Annotated in this window: 18 protein-coding genes; 9 read left to right on the forward strand and 9 right to left on the reverse strand. The window is 69.3% G+C overall.

Annotation, left to right across the window (positions count from 1 at the left end):
* Window positions 1–38: 38 nt before the first annotated feature.
* From ACQEXA_RS11365 to ACQEXA_RS11380, 4 genes are all read left to right on the forward strand, one after another.
* Complete coding sequence (locus ACQEXA_RS11365; protein ID WP_433129610.1) at window positions 39–1,703, forward strand: ABC-F family ATP-binding cassette domain-containing protein; 1,665 nt, start codon at window positions 39–41, stop codon at window positions 1,701–1,703.
* Between the two features lie 136 nt (window positions 1,704–1,839).
* Window positions 1,840–2,403, forward strand: a complete 564-nt coding sequence (locus ACQEXA_RS11370) for a CGNR zinc finger domain-containing protein (RefSeq protein WP_432934984.1) — start codon at window positions 1,840–1,842, stop codon at window positions 2,401–2,403.
* 556 nt (window positions 2,404–2,959) lie between these two features.
* Window positions 2,960–3,787: an HARBI1 family protein gene (locus tag ACQEXA_RS11375; protein ID WP_433129612.1), complete on the forward strand. Its 828-nt coding sequence runs from the start codon at window positions 2,960–2,962 to the stop codon at window positions 3,785–3,787.
* Between the two features lie 392 nt (window positions 3,788–4,179).
* Window positions 4,180–4,746, forward strand: coding sequence for a hypothetical protein (locus tag ACQEXA_RS11380; RefSeq protein ID WP_432934985.1), 567 nt, complete (start codon window positions 4,180–4,182; stop codon window positions 4,744–4,746).
* 104 nt (window positions 4,747–4,850) lie between these two features.
* Here the strand turns inward: ACQEXA_RS11380 and ACQEXA_RS11385 are convergent, their stop codons facing one another.
* From ACQEXA_RS11385 to ACQEXA_RS11420, 8 genes are all read right to left on the reverse strand, one after another.
* Entirely contained in the window at window positions 4,851–5,453 is a 603-nt protein-coding gene (locus tag ACQEXA_RS11385) for a GOLPH3/VPS74 family protein (protein ID WP_432934986.1), read from the reverse strand.
* The gene (locus ACQEXA_RS11390; RefSeq protein WP_433129614.1) at window positions 5,450–6,895 is read right to left on the reverse strand and encodes a dihydrolipoyl dehydrogenase family protein; all 1,446 of its coding nucleotides are present in this window, start codon (window positions 6,893–6,895) and stop codon (window positions 5,450–5,452) included. Before ACQEXA_RS11390 ends, ACQEXA_RS11385 begins: the two co-directional genes overlap by 4 nt.
* A gap of 104 nt (window positions 6,896–6,999) precedes the next feature.
* A complete protein-coding gene (locus ACQEXA_RS11395; RefSeq protein ID WP_433129616.1) occupies window positions 7,000–7,446 on the reverse strand; it encodes a VOC family protein in 447 nt (148 codons plus the stop codon).
* A gap of 455 nt (window positions 7,447–7,901) precedes the next feature.
* Window positions 7,902–8,090 (reverse strand): hypothetical protein, encoded by a 189-nt coding sequence (locus ACQEXA_RS11400; RefSeq protein WP_433129618.1) that lies wholly within the window; start codon window positions 8,088–8,090, stop codon window positions 7,902–7,904.
* Between the two features lie 120 nt (window positions 8,091–8,210).
* Window positions 8,211–8,639, reverse strand: a complete 429-nt coding sequence (locus tag ACQEXA_RS11405) for an organic hydroperoxide resistance protein (RefSeq protein ID WP_433129620.1) — start codon at window positions 8,637–8,639, stop codon at window positions 8,211–8,213.
* 1,104 nt (window positions 8,640–9,743) lie between these two features.
* Window positions 9,744–9,938, reverse strand: coding sequence for a hypothetical protein (locus ACQEXA_RS11410; protein WP_433129622.1), 195 nt, complete (start codon window positions 9,936–9,938; stop codon window positions 9,744–9,746).
* A 401-nt stretch (window positions 9,939–10,339) separates the two neighbouring features.
* A complete protein-coding gene (locus tag ACQEXA_RS11415) occupies window positions 10,340–11,212 on the reverse strand; it encodes an alpha/beta hydrolase (RefSeq protein WP_433129624.1) in 873 nt (290 codons plus the stop codon).
* Between the two features lie 299 nt (window positions 11,213–11,511).
* Entirely contained in the window at window positions 11,512–12,222 is a 711-nt protein-coding gene (locus tag ACQEXA_RS11420) for an alpha/beta hydrolase (RefSeq protein WP_433129626.1), read from the reverse strand.
* Window positions 12,223–12,823: 601 nt separating this feature from the next.
* Here ACQEXA_RS11420 and tnpC point away from each other — a divergent pair.
* The 4 genes from tnpC (at window position 12,824) to ACQEXA_RS11440 (ending at window position 17,263) form a co-directional block, all read left to right on the forward strand.
* The gene (tnpC, locus tag ACQEXA_RS11425; protein ID WP_432920114.1) at window positions 12,824–14,272 is read left to right on the forward strand and encodes an IS66 family transposase; all 1,449 of its coding nucleotides are present in this window, start codon (window positions 12,824–12,826) and stop codon (window positions 14,270–14,272) included.
* A 157-nt stretch (window positions 14,273–14,429) separates the two neighbouring features.
* Window positions 14,430–15,269, forward strand: coding sequence for an oxidoreductase (locus ACQEXA_RS11430; protein WP_433129628.1), 840 nt, complete (start codon window positions 14,430–14,432; stop codon window positions 15,267–15,269).
* Window positions 15,270–15,368: 99 nt separating this feature from the next.
* Window positions 15,369–16,226, forward strand: coding sequence for an oxidoreductase (locus tag ACQEXA_RS11435; protein WP_433129630.1), 858 nt, complete (start codon window positions 15,369–15,371; stop codon window positions 16,224–16,226).
* A gap of 563 nt (window positions 16,227–16,789) precedes the next feature.
* Window positions 16,790–17,263 (forward strand): nuclear transport factor 2 family protein, encoded by a 474-nt coding sequence (locus ACQEXA_RS11440; protein ID WP_433134515.1) that lies wholly within the window; start codon window positions 16,790–16,792, stop codon window positions 17,261–17,263.
* A 222-nt stretch (window positions 17,264–17,485) separates the two neighbouring features.
* Here ACQEXA_RS11440 and ACQEXA_RS11445 read toward each other — a convergent pair whose 3' ends face one another.
* Entirely contained in the window at window positions 17,486–18,928 is a 1,443-nt protein-coding gene (locus ACQEXA_RS11445; RefSeq protein ID WP_433129632.1) for an aldehyde dehydrogenase, read from the reverse strand.
* Between the two features lie 199 nt (window positions 18,929–19,127).
* Here ACQEXA_RS11445 and ACQEXA_RS11450 point away from each other — a divergent pair, with 199 nt between their 5' ends.
* Window positions 19,128–19,685, forward strand: a complete 558-nt coding sequence (locus ACQEXA_RS11450; RefSeq protein ID WP_433134517.1) for a TetR/AcrR family transcriptional regulator — start codon at window positions 19,128–19,130, stop codon at window positions 19,683–19,685.
* Window positions 19,686–20,025: the final 340 nt, after the last annotated feature.

Genomic DNA, 20,025 nt, shown 5'->3' on the forward strand with positions numbered 1-20,025 from the left:
CCGGCGGGCCGACCACCGATCACGTTGGACGGATCCCCGTGCCCCAACCCGCACTGCTCGCCCACGACCTCGTCCGCAACCTGGGCGGGCACCGCGTCCTCGACGGCGTCTCCCTGACCGCCTCCCCCGGCCACCGCATCGGGCTGATCGGGGAGAACGGCGCCGGCAAGTCCACCCTGCTGCGGGTACTCGCCGGCGTGGACGAACCCGATGCCGGAAGCGTCTCCCGCCCTCCCGAACTGGGCTTCCTGCACCAGGAGATGCCGTTCGACGCCGCCGCGACCATCGCCACGGTGCTGGACGAGGCGCTCCGCGAAGCACGCGAGGACCTCGCGAAGCTGGAACGGCTCGGCGAGGAGCTCGCCCGCGTCCCGCAGGACGACCCCGGGCACCAGGATCTCCTCGACGCCTACGGCAGGCGGCTGGAACAGGCCCAGGACCGGGAGTCCTGGGACGCCGACCACCGCGCGGCCCTGGTGCTCGACGGCCTGGGCCTCGGCGCGTTCGGGCACGACCGCACGCTCGGTTCGCTCTCGGGCGGGCAGCGCGGCCGGCTGGCCCTGGCCGCGCTGCTCGTCCGGCGGCCGTCGGCGCTGCTACTGGACGAGCCGACCAACCACCTCGACGACAGCGCCGCCGCCTTCCTGGAGGAGCAGATCCGCGGCCTGACCGGGACCGTGGTGGTCGCCAGCCACGACCGGGCGTTCCTGGACGCCGTCTGCACCGACCTGATCGACCTCGATCCCGCGATGGGCGGCCCGGTCCGCTACGGCGGCAACTACAGCGCCTACCTGTCCGAGAAGCGCGCCGAGCGGGAGCGCTGGGAGCGGCAGTACGCCGCGGAGCAGCAGGGGCTGGAGGAGCTGCGCCACTCGACGGGCGTGACCGCCCACCGGGTGGCTCCGGATCGGGGGCGGCGCGACAACGAGAAGATGGGTTACGGCCATCGGGCGGGCCGCGTGCAGAACCAGATCTCCCGCCGGGTCCGCAATGCCGCGCAAAGACTGGAGGCGCTGGAGCGCACCCAGGTCGCCGAGCCGCCGCGCCCGCTGCGGTTCGCGGCCGGGGAACTGGCCGCACATGCCGAGGAGGGCACGCGGCCCTTGGTGTCCCTGCTCAACGTGCGGGTGCCCGGCCGTCTCGCACTCGACGGCCTGGAGGTCTCGGCGAAGGACCGGCTGCTCGTCACCGGCGGCAACGGGGCGGGCAAGTCGACGCTGCTCGCCGTACTCGCCGGATGTCTCCCGGCCGAGGGCGAGGTGCACCGGCGGCGCCGGCTGACGGTGGGGCTGCTCACCCAGGACACCGTGTTCGAGCGGTCCGACCGCACGGTCCGGCTCACCTATGAGCTGTCCCTGGGCCCGGCGCGGGCCGAGAAGGCGCCGCTGGGCTCCCTCGGTCTCCTGCACGAAGCGGACCTGGACAAGCCGGTCGGAGAACTGTCCGTGGGGCAGCGCCGGCGGCTGGCGCTGGCACTGCTGGTGGCCAGCCCGCCCCAGCTCCTCCTGCTCGACGAGCCCACCAACCACCTCTCCCCGCGCCTGTGCGACGAACTCGAGGCCGCACTGGGTGCGGGCCCCGGCGCGATCGTCGTGGCGAGCCACGACCGCTGGCTGCGCCGCCGATGGCAGGGCCGCGAACTCCGTCTGGAACCGGGCCGCGACCGACGGGAGGGGGCGGCGCCGGCCCGATCCGGGTCCTGACCCGTGCACTCACACATCCTGGCCTGCGCGGACCGCGCGAGATGCCCTACGCTCCCGACCGCGCCGGCGCCGGCGGCACCCTCTGGAACGGCGACGCTTCTTGCGCCCGACGGGAGTCACCTGTCAAGATGGTGATGTGAACCTGGAGCATGTATTCGTATGCGGGCACCCGGCCCTCGACTTCGCGGCCACCCTCCGGGCCCGGCGCTCGGCCCGGTTCGAGATGTTCGTGACGCCCGAGCGGCTGAATGCCTGGTACCTGGAATCCGGGCTGGTGGACACGATCACTCCCGGGGAGGACGACGACGTCCGGGAGGCGACGGCCGTGCGCGAGGCCATCTACCGGCTCGTCACCGACCGCCGTCTCGGCGAGGAGTTCGACCGGGATGCGCTCGACGCGGTCAACGCCGCCGCGCGCAAGACCCCTGTGACGCCCCAGCTCACCACGACCGGGCGGCTCACCGAGGCGACTCCCGAGCAGACTCTGGCGACCGTCGCCCGGCAGGCCGTGGAGCTGCTCAGCGGCCCGGACGTCCCCTTGATGAAGGAGTGCGGCAACCCCGAGTGCACGCGGGTCTACATCGACCGCTCCCGGGGCATGCGGCGCCAGTGGTGCGGTATGGAGTCCTGCGGCAACAAGATCAAGGCCGCCGCCTACCGAGCACGCAAGAAGACCGCGCCCGCCGTGGCCGCGCGCTGACCTCCTGACCCGGGCGTCGCACGGTCCCGTCGAACGTGACGTTCAGCCGGCGACGAGGTCCTCAAGGGGGCCTCGCGGATCGTGTTCAGTACGCCGTGCGCATCCGGTCGTCACTTCTGGGTGTCTCAGAGGTACATGGCTCTGCGGCTGCGGTGGGCTGACTTCCATCGGACCCCGCGTTTCGGCAGAGGCCGAGCAGAGGCAAGGTGTGAGGTGTATGTCACGGGCGGCGAGCCGCCATGACCTGCCCCGGAGCCGGACCCATGTGACCTTCGTGGGCGCCTGTGGGGAAGGCGTGCCACGTTGACATGTGCGGCACCACCCCCACCTGAAGCCGCCCGCCCGCCAGTACGCCGTGAGGTGACGGACCCCGTTCCGCGGGGCGGACGGACGACACCCGGCCTCGCCCCCTGGACAGTGAGCCTTTCTCGGTAACCGGCGGTCGCTGAGTGTGATCGCCTCCGGGTGTCTCGTGGTGCACTCCCAACTCCGGGCAGGCGTAAGGCCCCTGGTAGGAACGATCTTGCAACAGAAAGATCCGACCGAGGGGCCTCACGTGCCGACCAGTGTCACATACACCGCCGTGCTCGATGTCCGGCGCTCCACCGCCGAGCACCTGGCCCGGCTCCTGCGAAGCCATCGAACCGAGGTCGGCACCCGCCGCGGGCGCCGCGCCCTGGGCTGCTTCAAGCAGGCCGTGCTGATCCTGCGCTGGTTCATCGACGGCACCCGCCTGGCCCAACTCGCCCGCGACAACGCCCTGTCCACGTCCACCGCCTACCGATACCTGCACGAAGGGCTGACGGTCCTGGCGGCCGGGGCACCGGACCTGGCCACCGCGCTGGAACGGGCGAAGGCGGCCGGCCTGACCCATCTCAATCTGGACGGCACGGTCATCCGCACCGACCGTGTCGCGGCCCCGGGGCCCAACGGGGCAGACCTCTGGTGGTCCGGGAAGCACAAGCATCACGGCGGCAACGTGCAGGTCATCTCCGCCCCGGACGGCTGGCCGATCTGGGTCTCGCCGGTGCGGCCCGGCCGCGAGCACGACACTACCTGCGCCCGCCACCACGGGCTGCTCGATGCGCTGAACCGGCTCGCCGACCAACTGGGCACCCTCACCCTGGTCGACCTCGGCTACGAGAACGCCGGAGACGGCTTCCGTCACCCGGTCAAGAAGCCCGCGGGCGGTGAACTCACCGAAGCCCAGCAGACCTTCAACAGGGTCATCCGAGGTATCCACGGGATGTGCGAACGCGCGAATGCCCTGCTTAAGACCACTTTCAAGGCCCTGCGGAGGGTCAGCCTCGATCCCAGCCGCATCACCCAGATCGCCGCCGCAGCCCTCGTCCTACTCCAACTTGAATACGACCGCACCATCTGAACGTTCACACACAGGCATGATCGCTTACCGGGAAAGGTTCAGTGCAACGCGGTCCCGTCTGACCGATGCCCGAGTGCGATCGGTCGGGCGAGACCGGCAGCCGCATCGAACACGGACGCGTCCCACACACACCGGTCCATGAAGGGGCGTCACAGGCGGTTCGGCAACACACTTACCGGGCAGTATGTGTGGAGCGAACCTTGTGCCACTGACGTCGTCGCACCCTCGGGAGGCCGAAGAAAGGGCCACACTTCCTACGTGCGCAGGCACATCAGCGCCTATCGTGAAGGGTGCACATGTCAGACGAAGCATCTGGCGTTGACACTTGTCCGCAGGGACCCTCGGCGTGGGTACCATGCGCAACATCATCCATATCGAGGAAGTGAATGGTTGTGACCAACCAATCAGCCGCCACCCTCCGATCGCGGTACGTAGCACAGGCCGCATCGGACCTGGAGGAGAACCGCCGCCGGCAGCAGGAGCTGCAGGAGAGGATCATGGTGTTGAAGCAGGAGGAGGCCCTCCTTGCGGACATCATCAACCTCGCCGAGCAGTATGAGGGTTTCGCGGACGCGTCCCGTCTGCCCGAGCAGTCGCAGGACGAGCCCGTCGCTGCCAAGGCGAAGCAGGCCCCCGCTGGAACCGCCTCACGGCGTTCCGCGTCGGCCAGGACGGCTCCTGCCGGCAACACGGCGAAGGCCGACGCGAAGGGGACGTCGCGCCAGCCTTTGCTCGGTGTCCTTCTGGCGGACCTGCTCGGCCAGTACAAGGAGCCGCGTCTGGCGAAGGAACTGCGGGACGAACTCCTCAAGAAACACCCGGACCGCAACCCCACACCGCAGGTGGTGCGGAACACCCTCGAATCCCTGGTCGCCAAGGGACGTATCAGGCGTCACAAGCAGGAGCGTTCCGTCATGTACACCTTGGTGAAGTCGGGTGCGGCGGGCAGCTCCGACTGATACGTCGGTGCGCCCGCGGACGGCGGTGCGTTGCGTGCCCCGATAGGCACCGTGTGCGACACGGTCCGCCGCGCTGGACGGGTGGGCACGCTTGCTGGAGGACGCTAGCCCCGCCACACGTTGTCGAACGCGGCGTTCTCGATGTCCCGCCGCAGTCGTACGGCCTCCAGCTGCGTCACCGCGTCGCCGACGGCGGCCAGCACCGTCGTGGCGGCGTCCCCGATGAGGCGTTCGCGGGCCTCCGACGGGCCCTCCCCGATCCCCACGGCTGCCAGCAGAGCGGCGAGGACGGGCTCGCCGGACACTCTGCGTTCCTCCGCACTGCGGCGTGCCTGCGCATCGGCCGGCACGGCCCGCGCGAACCGCAGCCGGAATCCGTGGCCCCGTGGGTGGGTGACGAGCCCGGCCCGCTCCAGGTCGTCGACGTAGGCCGCGGCGAGGTCTCTGCCGCGGTGCCACAGCCAGTCGTCGACCGTTTCGTAAGGCTCCCGTCGGACGAGCGAGGCATCCGCCTGGTCGAGCAGACGGTCACCCGTCGCCGCCCTCGGGCCGGGCACCATGCGATCGCCGTCCAGGCTCAACGCGCCGCTCTCCAGGAGATCGATCGCCTCGGCGCCCGCGAGGGCGAGCGACAGGTCGCCCTGCTCGACGGGCCGGTCGGACGGCATCCCCAGGGCGACGAGCACGAGGTCCCGTGCGGTGGTCATGAGTCCCGCCTCGTCTCCAGCAGGCGCAGCCACACCTCGCTGATGGTGGGGAACGCGGGTACGGCGTGCCAAAGACGTTCGACCGGCACCTCCCCGGTGATGGCGACAGTGGCCGAGTACAGCAGTTCGCCTACGCCCGGTCCCACGAAGGTGGCGCCGACGACGACCTGACGGTCCCGGTCGATGAGGATCCGGGCCCTGCCTCGGTAATCAGGGCGGTACTGGACCGCGCCGGCGAGGTGACCGATGTCGTGGTCGACGACCTCGACGGCCCGGCCGGTGCGCTCGGCCTCGCGGACGGTCAAACCTACGGAGGCGACCTCGGGGTCGGTGAAGACGACGCCCGGAACAGCCTCGACGTCGGCCGTGCTGCTGTGGGGTGCCCAGCGGCCGGTGACGAGTTCCTCGCCCCGGGCCCGGCCGGCGATCACGGCACCGGCGATACGGGCCTGGTACTTGCCCTGGTGGGTGAAGAGGGCGCGGCGATTGACGTCGCCGACGGCGTACAGCCAGTTCCCGGGGACGGCGGTGACGGTCAGGCTGTCGTCGGTGGCGAGCCAGTCACCCGGTTCGAGTCCCACGGTGTCGAGCCCGATGTCGTCGGACCGCGGGGCGCGGCCGGTGGCGAAAAGGATCTCGTCGCCGGTGATCTCACTGCCGTCCGACAGGGTGACTCGGACCTCGCCCCCACCGTCGTCCACCCGCGCAGCGCCGACGACGGAGATGTTGAAGCGTACGTCCACACCGGCCTCCCGCAGACGTTCGGTGACCAGCTCGCCCGCGAAGGGTTCCAGCCGGGGCAGCAGCCCCTCACCCCTGGCGAGCAGAGTCACCCGACTGCCCAGGGCCTGCCAGGCGGTGGCCATCTCGACGCCCACCACACCGGCGCCGACGATCACGAGGCGCTGCGGCGGCTGCTGGGCGCTGGTCGCCTCCCGGCTGGTCCAGGGCCGCAGGTTCTCGATCCCGGGCAGAGGGGGCAGGGCCGCACGGCTGCCGGTGCACACGGCAACGGCGTGCCGGGCCCGCAGGTGGACGGTGTCGCCGTCGGGGGTCTCCACGGACACCTCGCGCTCCGCCGTCAGGCGTCCGTGGCCGCGCAGCAGGTCGATGCCGGCTGACTTGATCCACTCCACCTGGCCGTCGTCGTTCCAGTCGGCGGACATGCGATTGCGGTGCGCCAGGACGGCTTCGACGTCCAGAGGGCCCTTGACGGAAGGGTCGAGACCGGGGACGTGCATGGCATCGGCACGGAGCAAGGCGGGGCGCAGCAGGGCCTTGCTGGGTTCGCAGGCCCAGTAGGAGCACTCGCCGCCGGCCAGTTCGCTCTCGACGATGACGGTACTCAGACCCGCGGCGGTGGTGCGGTCCGCGACGTTCTCGCCGACCGGACCTGCGCCGATCACTATGACGTCGTACGTGCGGATGTTCTCGGTCGTCATGAGTCCTCCGGTGGCTGGATGCCGGTCGGTTGGATGTCGTGGATGTCCGTAGGGGATGGCGGTCCGGGCACGGCCGGGGAGGTCAACCGCGCCGGGACGGGCTGTCAGCGGCCGGGGGCGCGCTCGGTGACCTCCTGGAGGAACCACTCGTTGCCGTCGAGGTCCTTGAAGGCGGCGAAAGTGCCGTAGCTGGCCCGCTCGGGGTGCAGGCCGGGCACCCGGTGGGAGTCGCCGGCGTGGTGGAAGGCACCGGTCTCGTCGCGGAACGGGCCGGAGACCTCCACATCGCGGGAGGCCAACTCCTCCTGGGCCTTGGCCATATCGGTGACGGTCAACTGGAGGCCGTGGAGCGTGCCCGCCTCCTGCCGAGTGAGGCCCTCCCCGAAGATGATCGAGCACTCGGAGCCGGGCGGGGTCACCTGCACGATCCGGTAGCCGTCGTTGATCGGGAAGTCGGCGTCGAGGCGCCAGCCGAGCTGCTCCACGTAGAAGCCCTTGGCGAGGTCCACGTCGGAGACGGGCAGAATGACGACTTCGAGCTTCATGTCCATGGCTGTGATCTCGCTTTCGATGGCCGGGTTTTGGGGTTGGGGTCAGTGGGCGGTGCCCCCGCGGACGCGCGCCGAGCGCGGGGCCCGCCGTGGGTCTCGAGCCCACACCAGTCACCGGCGCTCATGTACGCCGGCGGGGGCCGTGCCCTCAGTGTTGGCCGCGATCGATACGTGCCGCGTCAGTCAGCTGACGGTGTGTCCCAGTCGGACGCCGGCACCAGGCACCTAAGCCATCCGCACCTGGTGACCCTTCAGATACGTGAGGCAGTTGGGCGCGCTGGCCTCAACCGGGTGTGCGCGCACGCCAGTCCATGACCCTTGACTGGACGCGGCGTTGGGCTGCGGACGAGCTCCGGCCGGACCGGCTGCGGCGAGCAGGGCCACGGAGAGTCGGCTCGGGTCGTCCCGGCAGCAGGGTGCCGCTGGCCACCCGCGCGGGCCTAACTGCGCGTCCGTCACAGGAAGGTCGAAGCCGCCGGGCCGTACCCCAACAGCGTCACACTCTCCGCCCAGTTCCATATCTGCGTGTCCGTGGGCCGGTCACCGTCCTGGGGGTTTGCCGCGAATCGGGACAGTCGCTCGCCGGAGACACGGTCGAGATCCGAACGACGATGCCTGACGGTCCGTACGTATGTGTGCGTCATGGAAGCCATGTCCTGCCCTCGCTCATAGGTCGGCAGTATGGGTACGGCTGAGAGATCTCGGATCCCGCGCAGGGGGGCGTAGAGGGGAACACGGGACCCGTGGTGGAGGGGAGGAGTCGATCAGGCAGCAGCGCTGGCGTTGATGGTGACCGGGATGTTGTTGCGCGTGGCCTTGGAGTAGGGGCAGATCTGGTGGGCGGCGTGCGCGAGCTCCTCGGCGGTGGCCTGGTCGACACCCCCGAGGACGGGGTTGAGGACCGCGGAGAGGGAGAACTCGCCGTCATCGCCGTGGGTGAGGGTGATCTTGGCGGTGATGGTGGTGCTGGTGAGCCGGATCTTGCGCAGGGTGGCGGCGCGGCGGAGGGCGCCCAGGAAGCAGGCGGCCCAGCCGGCGGCCAGCAGCTGCTCGGGGTTGGTCGCGGTGCCTGCGCCACCCACCTCCTTGGGGAGGGCGAGGCTGGTCTCCAGCAGACCGTCGGAGGAGCGCACGTGACCGCCGTTCCGGCCCTCTCCGTCGACGTCGACAACGGCGGTGTAGCTGACTGCCATGACTGGTGCTCCCCATCTGGGTCGAAAGGTCTTCGGACGCCTGCAGGCCAGGACACTTTCGCGTCACCGGTTGAGGCGGTGACGAAATCATGGCAGACATTTTCGTCACCTGTCAAAGGGGTGACCGAGAGCCTTTTGCGTGGCCGTCTCGCCACGACGAGCCGGTGCCGTCTTTGACGGATGACGCACCGCGCTCGGCAACGCGGGCGCGCGCGCCTTGAGTTACATCTGCCCTCTGACGCGCCCCCTGACGGTGGGCGGAGCGACCTCCGACGAGGTCTCCCCGGCGCGCCGGCGTGAGCGGGGCCGGCAGCACACGTGTGCTTGATGCCTCGTGCGCCAGGGGTCGGCCGGCCGCACGGATGGCACACCTCGGGTGTTCCGGGCGGTACTACCGTTCGAGAGCTACCGGGAGAGCGCGCCGTCTGTGCCTCTCGGAGGCGGGATGATCGCGCCTCACAGATGGACCTCAACCGAAGGAACGTCCAGCGGCGCATCCAGAGGGTGATGGCAGATGCCAGTGCAGGGACACGCATGCAGCCCGCCTGGCTCGCCGCGCCCGACGCGGCCGGCAACGAGAGAGCCCGGTTCAACCACCCTGTCCGCGCGGTCCGTTACGGCGACGGGAAGCCGCGTGCTCACGCAGCGGCCGCCAGTCCGGTGGCGCCAGGCGCACACGGGCGGCCTGCTCCAGGAAATCGGTGAGGATCTAACGCGGGAGGCGCACAGGAAGCCGATGCGGCTGCCGATGAGCCGTCGGGCCACGAAGCCCCGTACCGCGGTGTGGCCAGGCCCGGCCATGGCAGGTCGTCGACGGGAGCAGCAACGACGTGTCGCGGGGCCTCGCGGTGGCTGCGGTCCAGCAGCTCGAAGAGTTGAAGAGGGGCACGAACAGTTGATTGAGACCGGCCTAGCTGACGCCCGCCTCGGACTGCACTCCGCTCGCCCGCAGCACGCGGGCGCCCTGGTGTCTGGCCAGCCTGCTCACACCGGCTGGGTATACGGACATCGACAGTCCGTCCGTCCTTGGCTACCGGCGAGTGACGCCGGGGCGCGCGCGGGTCGCCGATCAGCGAGGCGCGCGACTGTAACCCCGCCCGCGGCCTACAGCCCCAGGTCGAGAGCCAGGCACGAGTAGTAATTCCACGAGCCTTCGGGGTTGTACGAAGCGTTCACCCCGCTGTTCGGCCCGGCCTCCGCCTCTTCGGTCATGTCCTCGAAGCGGATGCGCTCGGGAAGCTTGCCAAAGCGCGCGTGCCGCGCCGCCGCGGCGGGATCGCCGGCGAGTTCCTTGCTCATGACCATTCTCCACTTCGCCGATCACGGATGGCGTCCCCATCGCCACCAGGGACGATTATCAGCGTGCACCGACATGCGTCACCTGTCAAGGTGGTGACGCATCGCACACGCGGCCCGATCGGCGACCACCTCACGGCGTCGACTTCGAGGGCTGCGGTAGTGAACGCCCGGGGCTACCCCGCCCCCATCATTCGTCACCGTTCTAATGAGTTACGAGGGTCCTCATGTCGGGCATCCCTGTCAAGGCCCCACCGACACGGCACCGTCACAGAGCTGCTCACGAACCCATGTGACCCAGTAGTGCTACGCCCTACGTACGGCGGACCTTCAGGACGGCGCCCAGGTGGTCGAGGCCTGCCGGTCCTTCGCGTGCCGCTGTCCTGCCGTGGGCCGGCCCGTTTTCACCGACTGCCGGCCAGGAAGTCCGCGCACAGTCGGTTGAACCGCTCGGCGCGTTCGTACTGGGGCCAGTGCCCGGTCCGGGCGGCCAGGTAGAGGTCGCAGTCGGGCAGGCGGTCGGCCAGCATCCGGGCGCCCGAGGGCCGGTTCACCTTGTCCGCCGCGCCCCAGACGACGAGTGTGGGAACGGCGAGGCGGGTCAGGCGCGCATCGCGTGTGAGATCCATCTTCCAGATGGTGCGCAGTGCGCCCCGGCCGGAGGGGCGGCGCAGCGGTGGTGCGGCGACGACATCTGGGTCGAGGCTGGCCCGGTAGCGCTCCTCGATGGCGGAGTCGGTGATGTCGGCGTCGTCGAAGACGAGGTAGCGGCGGATGAACTCCTCCAACTTCTGCCGGGAGGGCCCGTCGCCGGTGTAGTAGTTCAGCAGGCGGTTCACGCCCGGGGTGGGCAGGGCGCGGGTGGTGCCGATACCACCGGGGGCCACAAGGACCATGCGGTCGACCCGGTCGGGGGTGTCCAGGGCCAGGCGCAGGGCGCAGGCACCGCCGTAGGAGTGGCCGACCAGGTGTGCCTTCTCCAGGCCGAGCCGGTCCAGCAGGCCGCGGACGCCGTCCGCGAGGTGGCCGAAGGGGTCGGCGGGGTCGACGCCCTTGGTGCTGCGGCCGTAGCCGGGCAGGTCGGGGACGATGACCTGGTGGTCCCTTGCCAGTGCCGCGATATTGCGGACGTAGCTGGAGACGCCGTTGGTACCCGGTCCTCCGCCGTGCAGCAGGAGCACCGCCGGGCCCTCCCCTGCCTTGGCAACGAAGATCTTCTGGCGGCCGGTGTCGTAGGTCGCCTCATGCAGGGTCGGCAGGGCGGCTTGTGCGGTCATCGCAGTGTTCCTCACTGAGCGGCCTTCGCGGCGGGCGTCGAACATACCTGGAGAGCACATCGGCCCGGGCCGGGGCCAGGGTCGTCGAGGGAGACACCCGCCTCCTCGATGTCCGCTGGATGCTGAGCTCGAAGAAGGGCTCGCCGGAATCGAGCCGCCGGTCCAGGCTGGACATCACCAGCGCCTGGGTCGCGCCCGAACGTGCGGCATGACGGTCGGCCTACCGCCGGCACACGGGGCTCGTCAGACACCTTCCGGTCGTCGCGCGGGCCCACGCCTCGACAGTCCGGTCCAGCACCCTATGCGGGAGTACCCAACGCGATCTGTTCAAGGAGGTCTGCCAGCTTGACGGGCATGGAGAGCAGCGGAGTGTGGCCGCTGGGGAGGTGATACGTGGCACCGGTCCGCTCGGCGAACGGCTCCTGGTACGACGGGGGGAGGCTCTGGTCGTCGTCGCAGACGACGTAGCTGGTGGGAAGGGTCTTCCAGCCGGCCCGGCGCACCGGCTCGGCGAAGGAGAGCGCGCTCTGCGGCAGCAGGCGCGCCAGAGCGGCGTCCCTCCTGTCCTCGGGCACGTCGTTGTAGAGCGTCACCTCCGGGTTCTCCCGGACAGGGATGACACCCTCCACCGTCGAGAGATCCGGCTGCTCACCGCCGAAGCACGTCATCAGGCTCTCCCCCTCGTCCAGGGCGAAGGCGGCCAGGTACACGATGTGGGACACGTTAGCGGCTCCCGGAGTCGCCTGGGTGACCGGAGCGCCACCGTAGGAGTGCCCGACGACCACGAGGGGGGCCTGGACGGCGTCGATCTTCTCTCGGACCACCCGGGCGTCGTCGAGGAGGCCGGGGAGTTTCCCACCGGACCCTTCGGCAACGACGCTCGGCAGGTCGACCGTGTGGTTGGTCCAGCCCCGGTCGGCGAGAACGTCCTGGAGCTCGCGCCAACACCACGAGCCGTGCCATGCCCCGTGCACCAGGAGAAACTGGGGGCTTCGCTTGCTGTCGTTCATCTCACTCCTTCGTGGGTCGGTCCGTGAGGGGCAGGGGCCGACGGGGTCAGCACACCGCGGGAAGGGAGTAGTCCCACACCGAGACCGGAGGACCCTCCGGCGACGATCATCCGGCGCCCGCTCAGATCGACGCTGTCGAGTACCTCCGCAGCGGTGGTGCGCGGCCCGAACGAAGTGGTTGTCGGCGTCACACCTGTGCCTGCGCCCTGAAGGGGACGGTTCTTCCTGGCCAGAGACACACCTGTTGGCCGCATCCGCCAGGAGCTCCGCGAGAGCAACCATACAACGTGGTCACACGTAGAGGCAGGCACATCAATTCCGCACACGTATGAGCGCATGTTTCCGTGCACGACCACCCGACGTCTGAGACCGGACTTCGCGTGTAAGCCCGGAGCGCGTCCGCGTCCCACAGGTCCCGTCGATGACGCGTACGGCCGATGACTTACGCATGCCGCTGACGTCGGCGATCGGCACGGAGACAACAGGCAGTCAAACGACGGACGCCTCATGCGGGACACACGGCAAGACTGAGAGTAACTGGTTTGGTGGTCCTGGCGCACTGAGTTGATCTTGGCGTCCAACTCGTTGATCATTGGATCTCGTGTCCGACACCCCGCCGCTGCCGAGCTACGCGGAACTGATTGCACTCGTTGGCGAGTTGAGGGCCGAGCTGACGGCCGCCCGGGCCGAGATCGCTGAGCTGCGCGCGGAGAACGGTGAGCTGAAGCGGCGTCTGGGGATGAACTCGAAGAACTCCTCCAAGCCGCCGTCCAGCGACGGGCTGGCGAGGCCGACGTCGCTACGTAAGCCCTCGGGCCGAGGCCCGGGCAAGCCCCGCGGCGGCGCCGGGGGCGCGCTGATGCAGGTCGACGAGCCCGACGCGATCGAGGTCCATTCCCCGACCGCCTGCCTGGGCTGCGCGGGTGACCTGACCGGGGCCGAGGTAGTCTCCATCGAGCGGCGGCAGGTCTTCGACCTGCCCGAGATCCGCCTGCGGGTGACCGAGCACCGCATCGAACACCGCCGCTGCGCCTGCGGGCAGGTCAACGCTGCCGCCACCCCTTCCGACGCCCCCGCCGCCCCGGCCCAGTACGGGCCGCGGCTGAAGAGCCTGGCGGTCTACCTGCTCACTCGCCAGCACCTGCCCTATGAGCGGTGCGCCGAACTGCTGGCCGACTGCCTGGACGCGGATGTGGCCACCGCGACTCTGCTCGGGTGGGCCGGGCAGGCCGCCGAGGCAGTCGCCCCGCACACCGAGGCCGTGCGGCAGCAACTCATCGAGTGCGAGGTGGTCGGCTTCGACGAGACCGGCACCCGGATCGCGGGGCGCACCTGCTGGGTACACACCGCCTGCACCCGCTCGCTGACGCTCTACCAGGTCCACACGAAGCGCGGCGTGAAGGCGTTCGAAGCCATGGGCGTCCTACCGCACTTCACCGGCATCGCGGTCCACGACGGCTGGAAGCCCTACAAGACGTACACCGACGCGGTCCACGCCCTATGCAATGCCCACCACCTGCGCGAACTGGCCTCCGTCGTGGACAACGCGCCTGCCGGCCACCCCGAGGACTGGGCCGAAGAGCTGGCCGCGCTGCTGGTGGACACCTGGGACGAGATCAAGAACATCCAGACCGCGCACCCTCACGCCACCGGCTTCACCGTCGACGCCCTCGAACGCCTCACCGCCCGCTACGAGGAGATCATCGCCGCCGGACGGACCCTGCACCCGCCCCGCGCCCCCGGCGAACCACGCCGCAAACGGGACAAGGCCGCGAACCTGCTCGACCGCCTCGACACCGAAAGCCACCAGGTGCTCCGGTTCGCCTTCGACTGGCGGGTGCCCTTCGACAACAACACCAGCGAGCAGGCCATCCGGATGGCCAAGATCCAGCAGAAGATCTCCGGCGGCTGGCGCACGGCACCCGGAGCCGAGCGCTTCTTCGCCGTGCGCGGCTACCTATCTACCGCCGCCAAGCAGGGCCGCAACCTGCTCGACACCATCACCCGACTCTTCGACGGCCGAGGCGCCTGGATCCCCACCCCAGCCTGACCACCAAACCAGTCACGACTGAGAAACATCCTGCCGATACGCGTCCCGACGACACATACATGTGCCGACGGCCCAATTCGCCGTGCGCGTTCTCCTCAGGAAGCTCTCCCTGCACTACGAGACGGATCACTCCCAGCCGAACCAACGAAGGATACTGATGACCAGCACATGGTTGATTACAGGCGCTTCCCGGGGCTTCGGGCGCGCCTTGGCGGAAGCTGTTCTGGAGTCCGGTGACCGGCTGGTGGCGACCGCCCGACGCCCGGAGCAGTTGGCGGACCTGATCTCCCGTTACGGCGACCGAGTGCGGGCGGTCCCCCTGGACGTCACCGACACAGCCGCGGCCCAGCAGGCGGTGCAGGCGGCCGTCGACGCCTTCGGCCGTCTGGACATCGTGGTGAACAACGCCGGCTACGCCAACAGCGCTCCCATCGAGGAGATGGCGGAGGACGACTTCCGCGCCCAGTTCGAGGCGAACTTCTTCGGGGTCGTCAACGTCACCCGGGCCGCCCTTCCGGTGCTGCGCGGGCAGCGCTCGGGGACGTTCCTGCAGTTCTCCTCGCTCGGCGGCCGGGTGGGCGGCACCCCGGGCATGGGCGCCTACCAGAGCGCGAAGTTCGCCGTGGAGGGCTTCTCCGAGGTCCTGGCCAACGAGGTCGCCCCCTTCGGGATCAAGGTCGTCATCGTCGAGCCGGGCGCCTTCCGGACGGACTGGCAGGGCTCGTCGATGGAGCTGCACTCCGTGGGTGCCGACTACGAGGAGACCGTCGGCGCCATGAACAAGTACCGGGCGGAGAACAACGGCACGCAGCCCGGCGACCCGGTCCGCGCCGCCAAGGTCCTCATCGACGTCGCCAACGACGACGACCCGCCGCGCCGTCTCCTGCTCGGTGCCCAGGCCGTGTCCATGGCCCTGGAGGCGGGCGAGGCGCGAGCCGCAGAGACGCGGAAGTGGGCCGCGGCCAGCGGCGCGGCGGACTTCCCGGCCGGGGAGTAGGCGCACCGGGCCGCCGTAGCCCCTCGCCCCCCGGCGTCTCCCCTGCCTTCCTCCCTCCCCTACGACACCCCTTTCACCCGATCTGAAGGAGACCACTTCATGTCTCGCAAGACCTGGCTCATCACCGGCGCTTCCAGCGGACTCGGCAAGGCCCTGGCCGAACACGTCCTGGCACAGGGCGGTCAGGTGGTGGCGACGGCCAGCTCGACGCAGGCCACCACCGAACTGGCCACCCGTTATCCGGAGACCGCGATGGCGGTCAAGCTCGACGTCACCGACGCCGAGGACCGTGCCGCGGGCGTGCGCGCCGCGCAGGAGCGCTTCGGCGGCATCGACATCCTCGTCAACAATGCCGCCATCGACTTCGTCGGCGCTCTGGAGGAGCAGGAGGAGAGCGACTACCGCAGGCTGTTCGAGGTCAACTTCTTCGGCGCGGTCGCCCTCACCCGGGCGGTGCTGCCCGGTATGCGCGGCCGGCGCAGCGGCATCATCGTCAATGTCTCCTCCATGGACGGCCTGGCGAGTCTGCCCGCCAACGGCTACTACTCCGCGAGCAAGTTCGCGCTGGAGGGCTTCACCGAGGCCCTGTGGCAGGAGATCGAGCCCATCGGCCTGCACGCGATGATCATTCAGCCAGGTTCCTTCCGGACCGGCATCGAGAACCGGACCCGGGCGTCCGGCGAGGCCATCGCGGACTACGCCGCCACGGCCGCCGCATTCCGCGCCATGATGAGCAACCTCACGCCGGAGATGTTCCCTGGCGACCCGGAGCGGGCCGCCGAGGCGATCTACCAGGCCGTCAGCGGCTCGGAGTTGCCCCATTGGGTCGTCCTGGGCAGCGACGCCCAGCGGCGCATCGGCGTCAAGTTGGACCAGTTGAGGACCGAGTTCGAGGCCGGTAAGGAGCTGGCATTCAGCACGGACTTCCCGGGGGCCGCCGACAACGCGGTGCTCTGAACCTCACAGGTCGGCTCGGGCTCCTGTCGGTGAGGCGCGCGAGTCCGTGTCACCCGGCCCACCGGGCCCGGCGCACGGAATCAGCCGTACAACCGGGCCCGGGCGCAAGGAATCGACGCAAGGCGCACACCGAAGTGATCTTCTCGACCTTGGTGTGCACCTTGGCCTTGAGCCTCTTTCTGCATCGCGGCTTCCGCAGCGGTCGCCGGCCCTAGGCACAATGCAGACGACACCGATCATGGCAATCTACGTGTCACAACCGGCCCATTGCAGCGTCTCTGATTGGCTTAGCGAGCCTGAGCGTTGCTCAGCCTTGGGAGCCAATCGCCTTCGTGCCCTGGTACTGAACGACAGGAGCCGCCAGCCCGCGTGGCACGTCCCTCCGGACGCTGGTCGACCGGACCGCAAGACCCGACCGAGGAGGGTGCCCGACGTCGCCTGGGCGCCGGGCGTGCGCGTAGCACTCTGCCACAGGTTCACTACGCTTCGCCAATCCAACTGGTGAGCCTTGTTGTCGTCGGCGGCAGCGCGCTGAAGATCGCCCCTCTCGCTTGGAGGAGACCATCTCCACATCCACTCCCATGCCCGCCGATCCCGCATCGAGCTACCGGGCTGTCGAGAACTTGATTGCCCGTTATGCCGAGCTCGTGGACGGCGGCGATTTCGCAGGACTCGGCATCCTTCTCGCTGACGCCACCTTCACAGGCAGTGGCGGGCCGGTGAGCGGCCGGGACGCGATCGAGAAGATGTTCCAGGACACTCTGATCGTCTACGCCGACGGCACGCCGCGGACCCAGCATGTCACCACCAATGTGGCCATCGAGGTCGACGAACAAGCGAGCACGGCGGTATCGCGTGCGTACGTCACCGTGTTCCAGGCGCTGCCCGACCTGCCGCTGCAACCCATCGCCGGCGGTCGCTACCACGACCGCTTCGAGCGCCGCGATGGGCAGTGGCGCTTCGTGGAGCGCCGGGTCCGCATCAACCTTGTCGGCGATGTGAGTGGCCATCTGCGCCAGGCAGCCGCACAGCGGTAGCCCTTCCCCCGCGACGGGCGCTTCGAAGCTCCCCAGCCAGTGAGCCTTGCCAGACGCCCAGTTGGAAAAGGCTCCCTGTCTCGATGGCCAGCGTGAAACGGACCGCTCGGAACCGTCAGTCGACAGCCGAAAACGCCGCGCCGGTGGCAGGGGGTCGGGCCACCTGCCACCGTCGGCGGTAATGCAGTGTCGTGCGATCGGCCGGGGTTCGTCCCGCCGGGGTCAGACGGTGATGGTCTTGTACTCGGTGTAGGTGCCGAGGCCGACCGCGCCGTACTCGCGGCCGATACCGCTCGCCTTGAAGCCGCCGAACGGCCCGTCGAAGGCGACGGAGGCGCCGTTGATCGTGATGGTGCCGGTACGGAGGCGGCGGGCGACCGCCAGGGCGTGCTCCTCGTCGGAGGACCAGACACCGCCGGAGAGGCCGTACTCGGAGTCGTTGGCAATACGGACCGCGTCGTCCTCGTCGTCGTAGGCGATGACCACCAGGACCGGGCCGAAGATCTCCTCCTGCGCGATCCGCATGGAGTTGTCGACGTCAGCAAAGACGGTGGGAGTGACGTAGTTGCCCTTCTCCAGACCCTCAGGGATCTGCGGACCGCCGGTGACCAGACGGGCGCCCTCCTCGATGCCGAGCTGAATGTAGCTTCGCACCCGGTCCTGCTGGTCGGGGCGGATCATCGGGCCGATGAAGGTGTCGGGGTCGCTGGGGTCGCCGACCTTCAGCGACTCCACCAGTTCCTTCAGCGCGGCCACGACCTCCTCGTACCGGCTGCGCGGAGCCAGGATCCTGGTCTGGGCGATGCACGACTCGCCGTTGTTGAGCAGGGAACCGAACTTCACGCCCGCTACGGCCTTCTCGATGTCCGCGTCGGGGAGGATGAGGGCGGCGGACTTGCCGCCCAGCTCCAGGCTGACCCGCTTGAGCTGCTCGCCGGCGATCGAGGCGATGCGGCGGCCGGCCCCCGTCGAGCCGGTGAAGGCGATCTTGTCGATCTCCTTGTGCGACACCAGGTACTCACTGGTCTCCCGGTCCGCGGGCAGGACGCTGATCGCGCCCTCGGGCAGGCCCACCTGCTCCAGCAGCTCGGCCAGGAAGCCCATGCTCAGCGAGTTCTCAGGAGACACCTTGAGGACCACGGAGTTACCGGCGACCAGGGCGGGGATGATCTTCGAGGTGGCCGAGGAGAAGGGCGAGTTCCACGGGATCACCGCGGCAACGACGCCGACCGCCTCGCGGCGCACCACGCTGCGCACAGGGGACGCGGGGTCGGAGGGGACGAGCGTCTCCTCCCAGCCGAACTCCTCCGCCGCCTTCAGGTAGGCGTTCGCCTGCCGGGTCAGGCCGGGCTGTCCGGCGCGGGTGAACCAGCCGGCTGAACCGTTCTCCAGCGAGATCAAGCGTGCGATCTTCTCCGCGTTCTCCTCACGCAGCGCGTTGAACCGCCGCAGGACCGCGATCCGGTCCGCCGGCGGGGTCAGACGCCAAACGCCCGCCTCGAACGAGGCGCGTGCCGCGGCAATCGCTCGGTCGATGTCCGCCGGCCGTGCCTGCGCGGCGCGGCCGACCACCGACTGGTCGTGCGGCGAGGCGATGTCGAGCAGCTCCCGGTTGCTCGGCTCGGCCCAGGAACCTCCGATGAATAGCCGGTCGTAGGTGATCATGTGCTTTCTCTCTTCCGGTGCTTTCGTTTCAGTTCGTTCGGACGCATCAGTTAACTGCCACTAAACTGTAGCACTTACTTGTGCTAGATACACATTAGCGTGTCTGCAAGGCACTGTTCTTGCACGTCGTAGGTACTCTTAAGGGGTGAGAGCCGACGCAGCACGCAACCTGGAAGCCGTTCTGACCACCGGAGCACGCATGCTCGCCACCGATCCCGGCGCGAGCATCGCGAGCATCGCCGCCGAGGCAGGCGTCGACCGGCGCACCGTCTACCGCCGCTTCGCCTCCCGCGAGGAACTCCTCGCCGCCATCTACGAATCCCGCCTCACGGCCATCGAGCACGCCATCCAAGACGCACGACTGCACGAAGCACCCGTCGCCGTCGCCCTGCACCGCTACGTCGAAAACATCATCACCGTCAACCGCACCTGGCCCGTCGACCTCACCCGCATGCTCGCCGACGCCACCATCCAAGCCCGCCGCGACACATTCGTCCGCGAAGTCGACACTTTCCTCCAACGCGCCACCGACGAAGGCCTCCTACGCCCCCACCTCCCCCAGGGATGGGCCAGCGCACTACTCCCCCAACTGGTGCACCTGGCGTCGCACCAGCAGGCACACCTGAGCCCAGGGCAGGCGGCCGACGTGGTGGTCGACACGTATCTGCGCGGCATCAGCCCTCCGCAACCCGCACCCCGGCCCCAGGGTCCGGCGAAGGCCGGACGGCGGCCAGATGTGCGGGACCAGTTTGCTTGAGGGCCGCAGAGCCCGCTCCTCGCCGATTGCCACGCATCGAGCCCTTCTTGGGACGTCGAGGATCGTTCCCTCAGTCGAATGACTTGGGGCGTCGCACCCCGGACCGGGAGGCGCGAGGCCCCCTACACCACTCCGAGTGCGTCGCCCAGCGTCCTCACCTGCGATTCCGGGTGGCACAGGGAGTGTGCGGCACACCTGACGTCGCTGCCCGCGTCTCACCGTCACATGACTGATGTGTCCGGTCGCCTTGCGGACGAGAGTGTGTGTCGCCGGTCCGGATTCCCGGACAGGAACAACTTTGGACCTGCCGCCCGTCCTCATCGAAGTTGTCTCGCGTCAC

The organism is Streptomyces sp. CA-106110 (assembly GCF_050936285.1).
Taxonomy (GTDB): Bacteria; Actinomycetota; Actinomycetes; order Streptomycetales; family Streptomycetaceae; genus Streptomyces.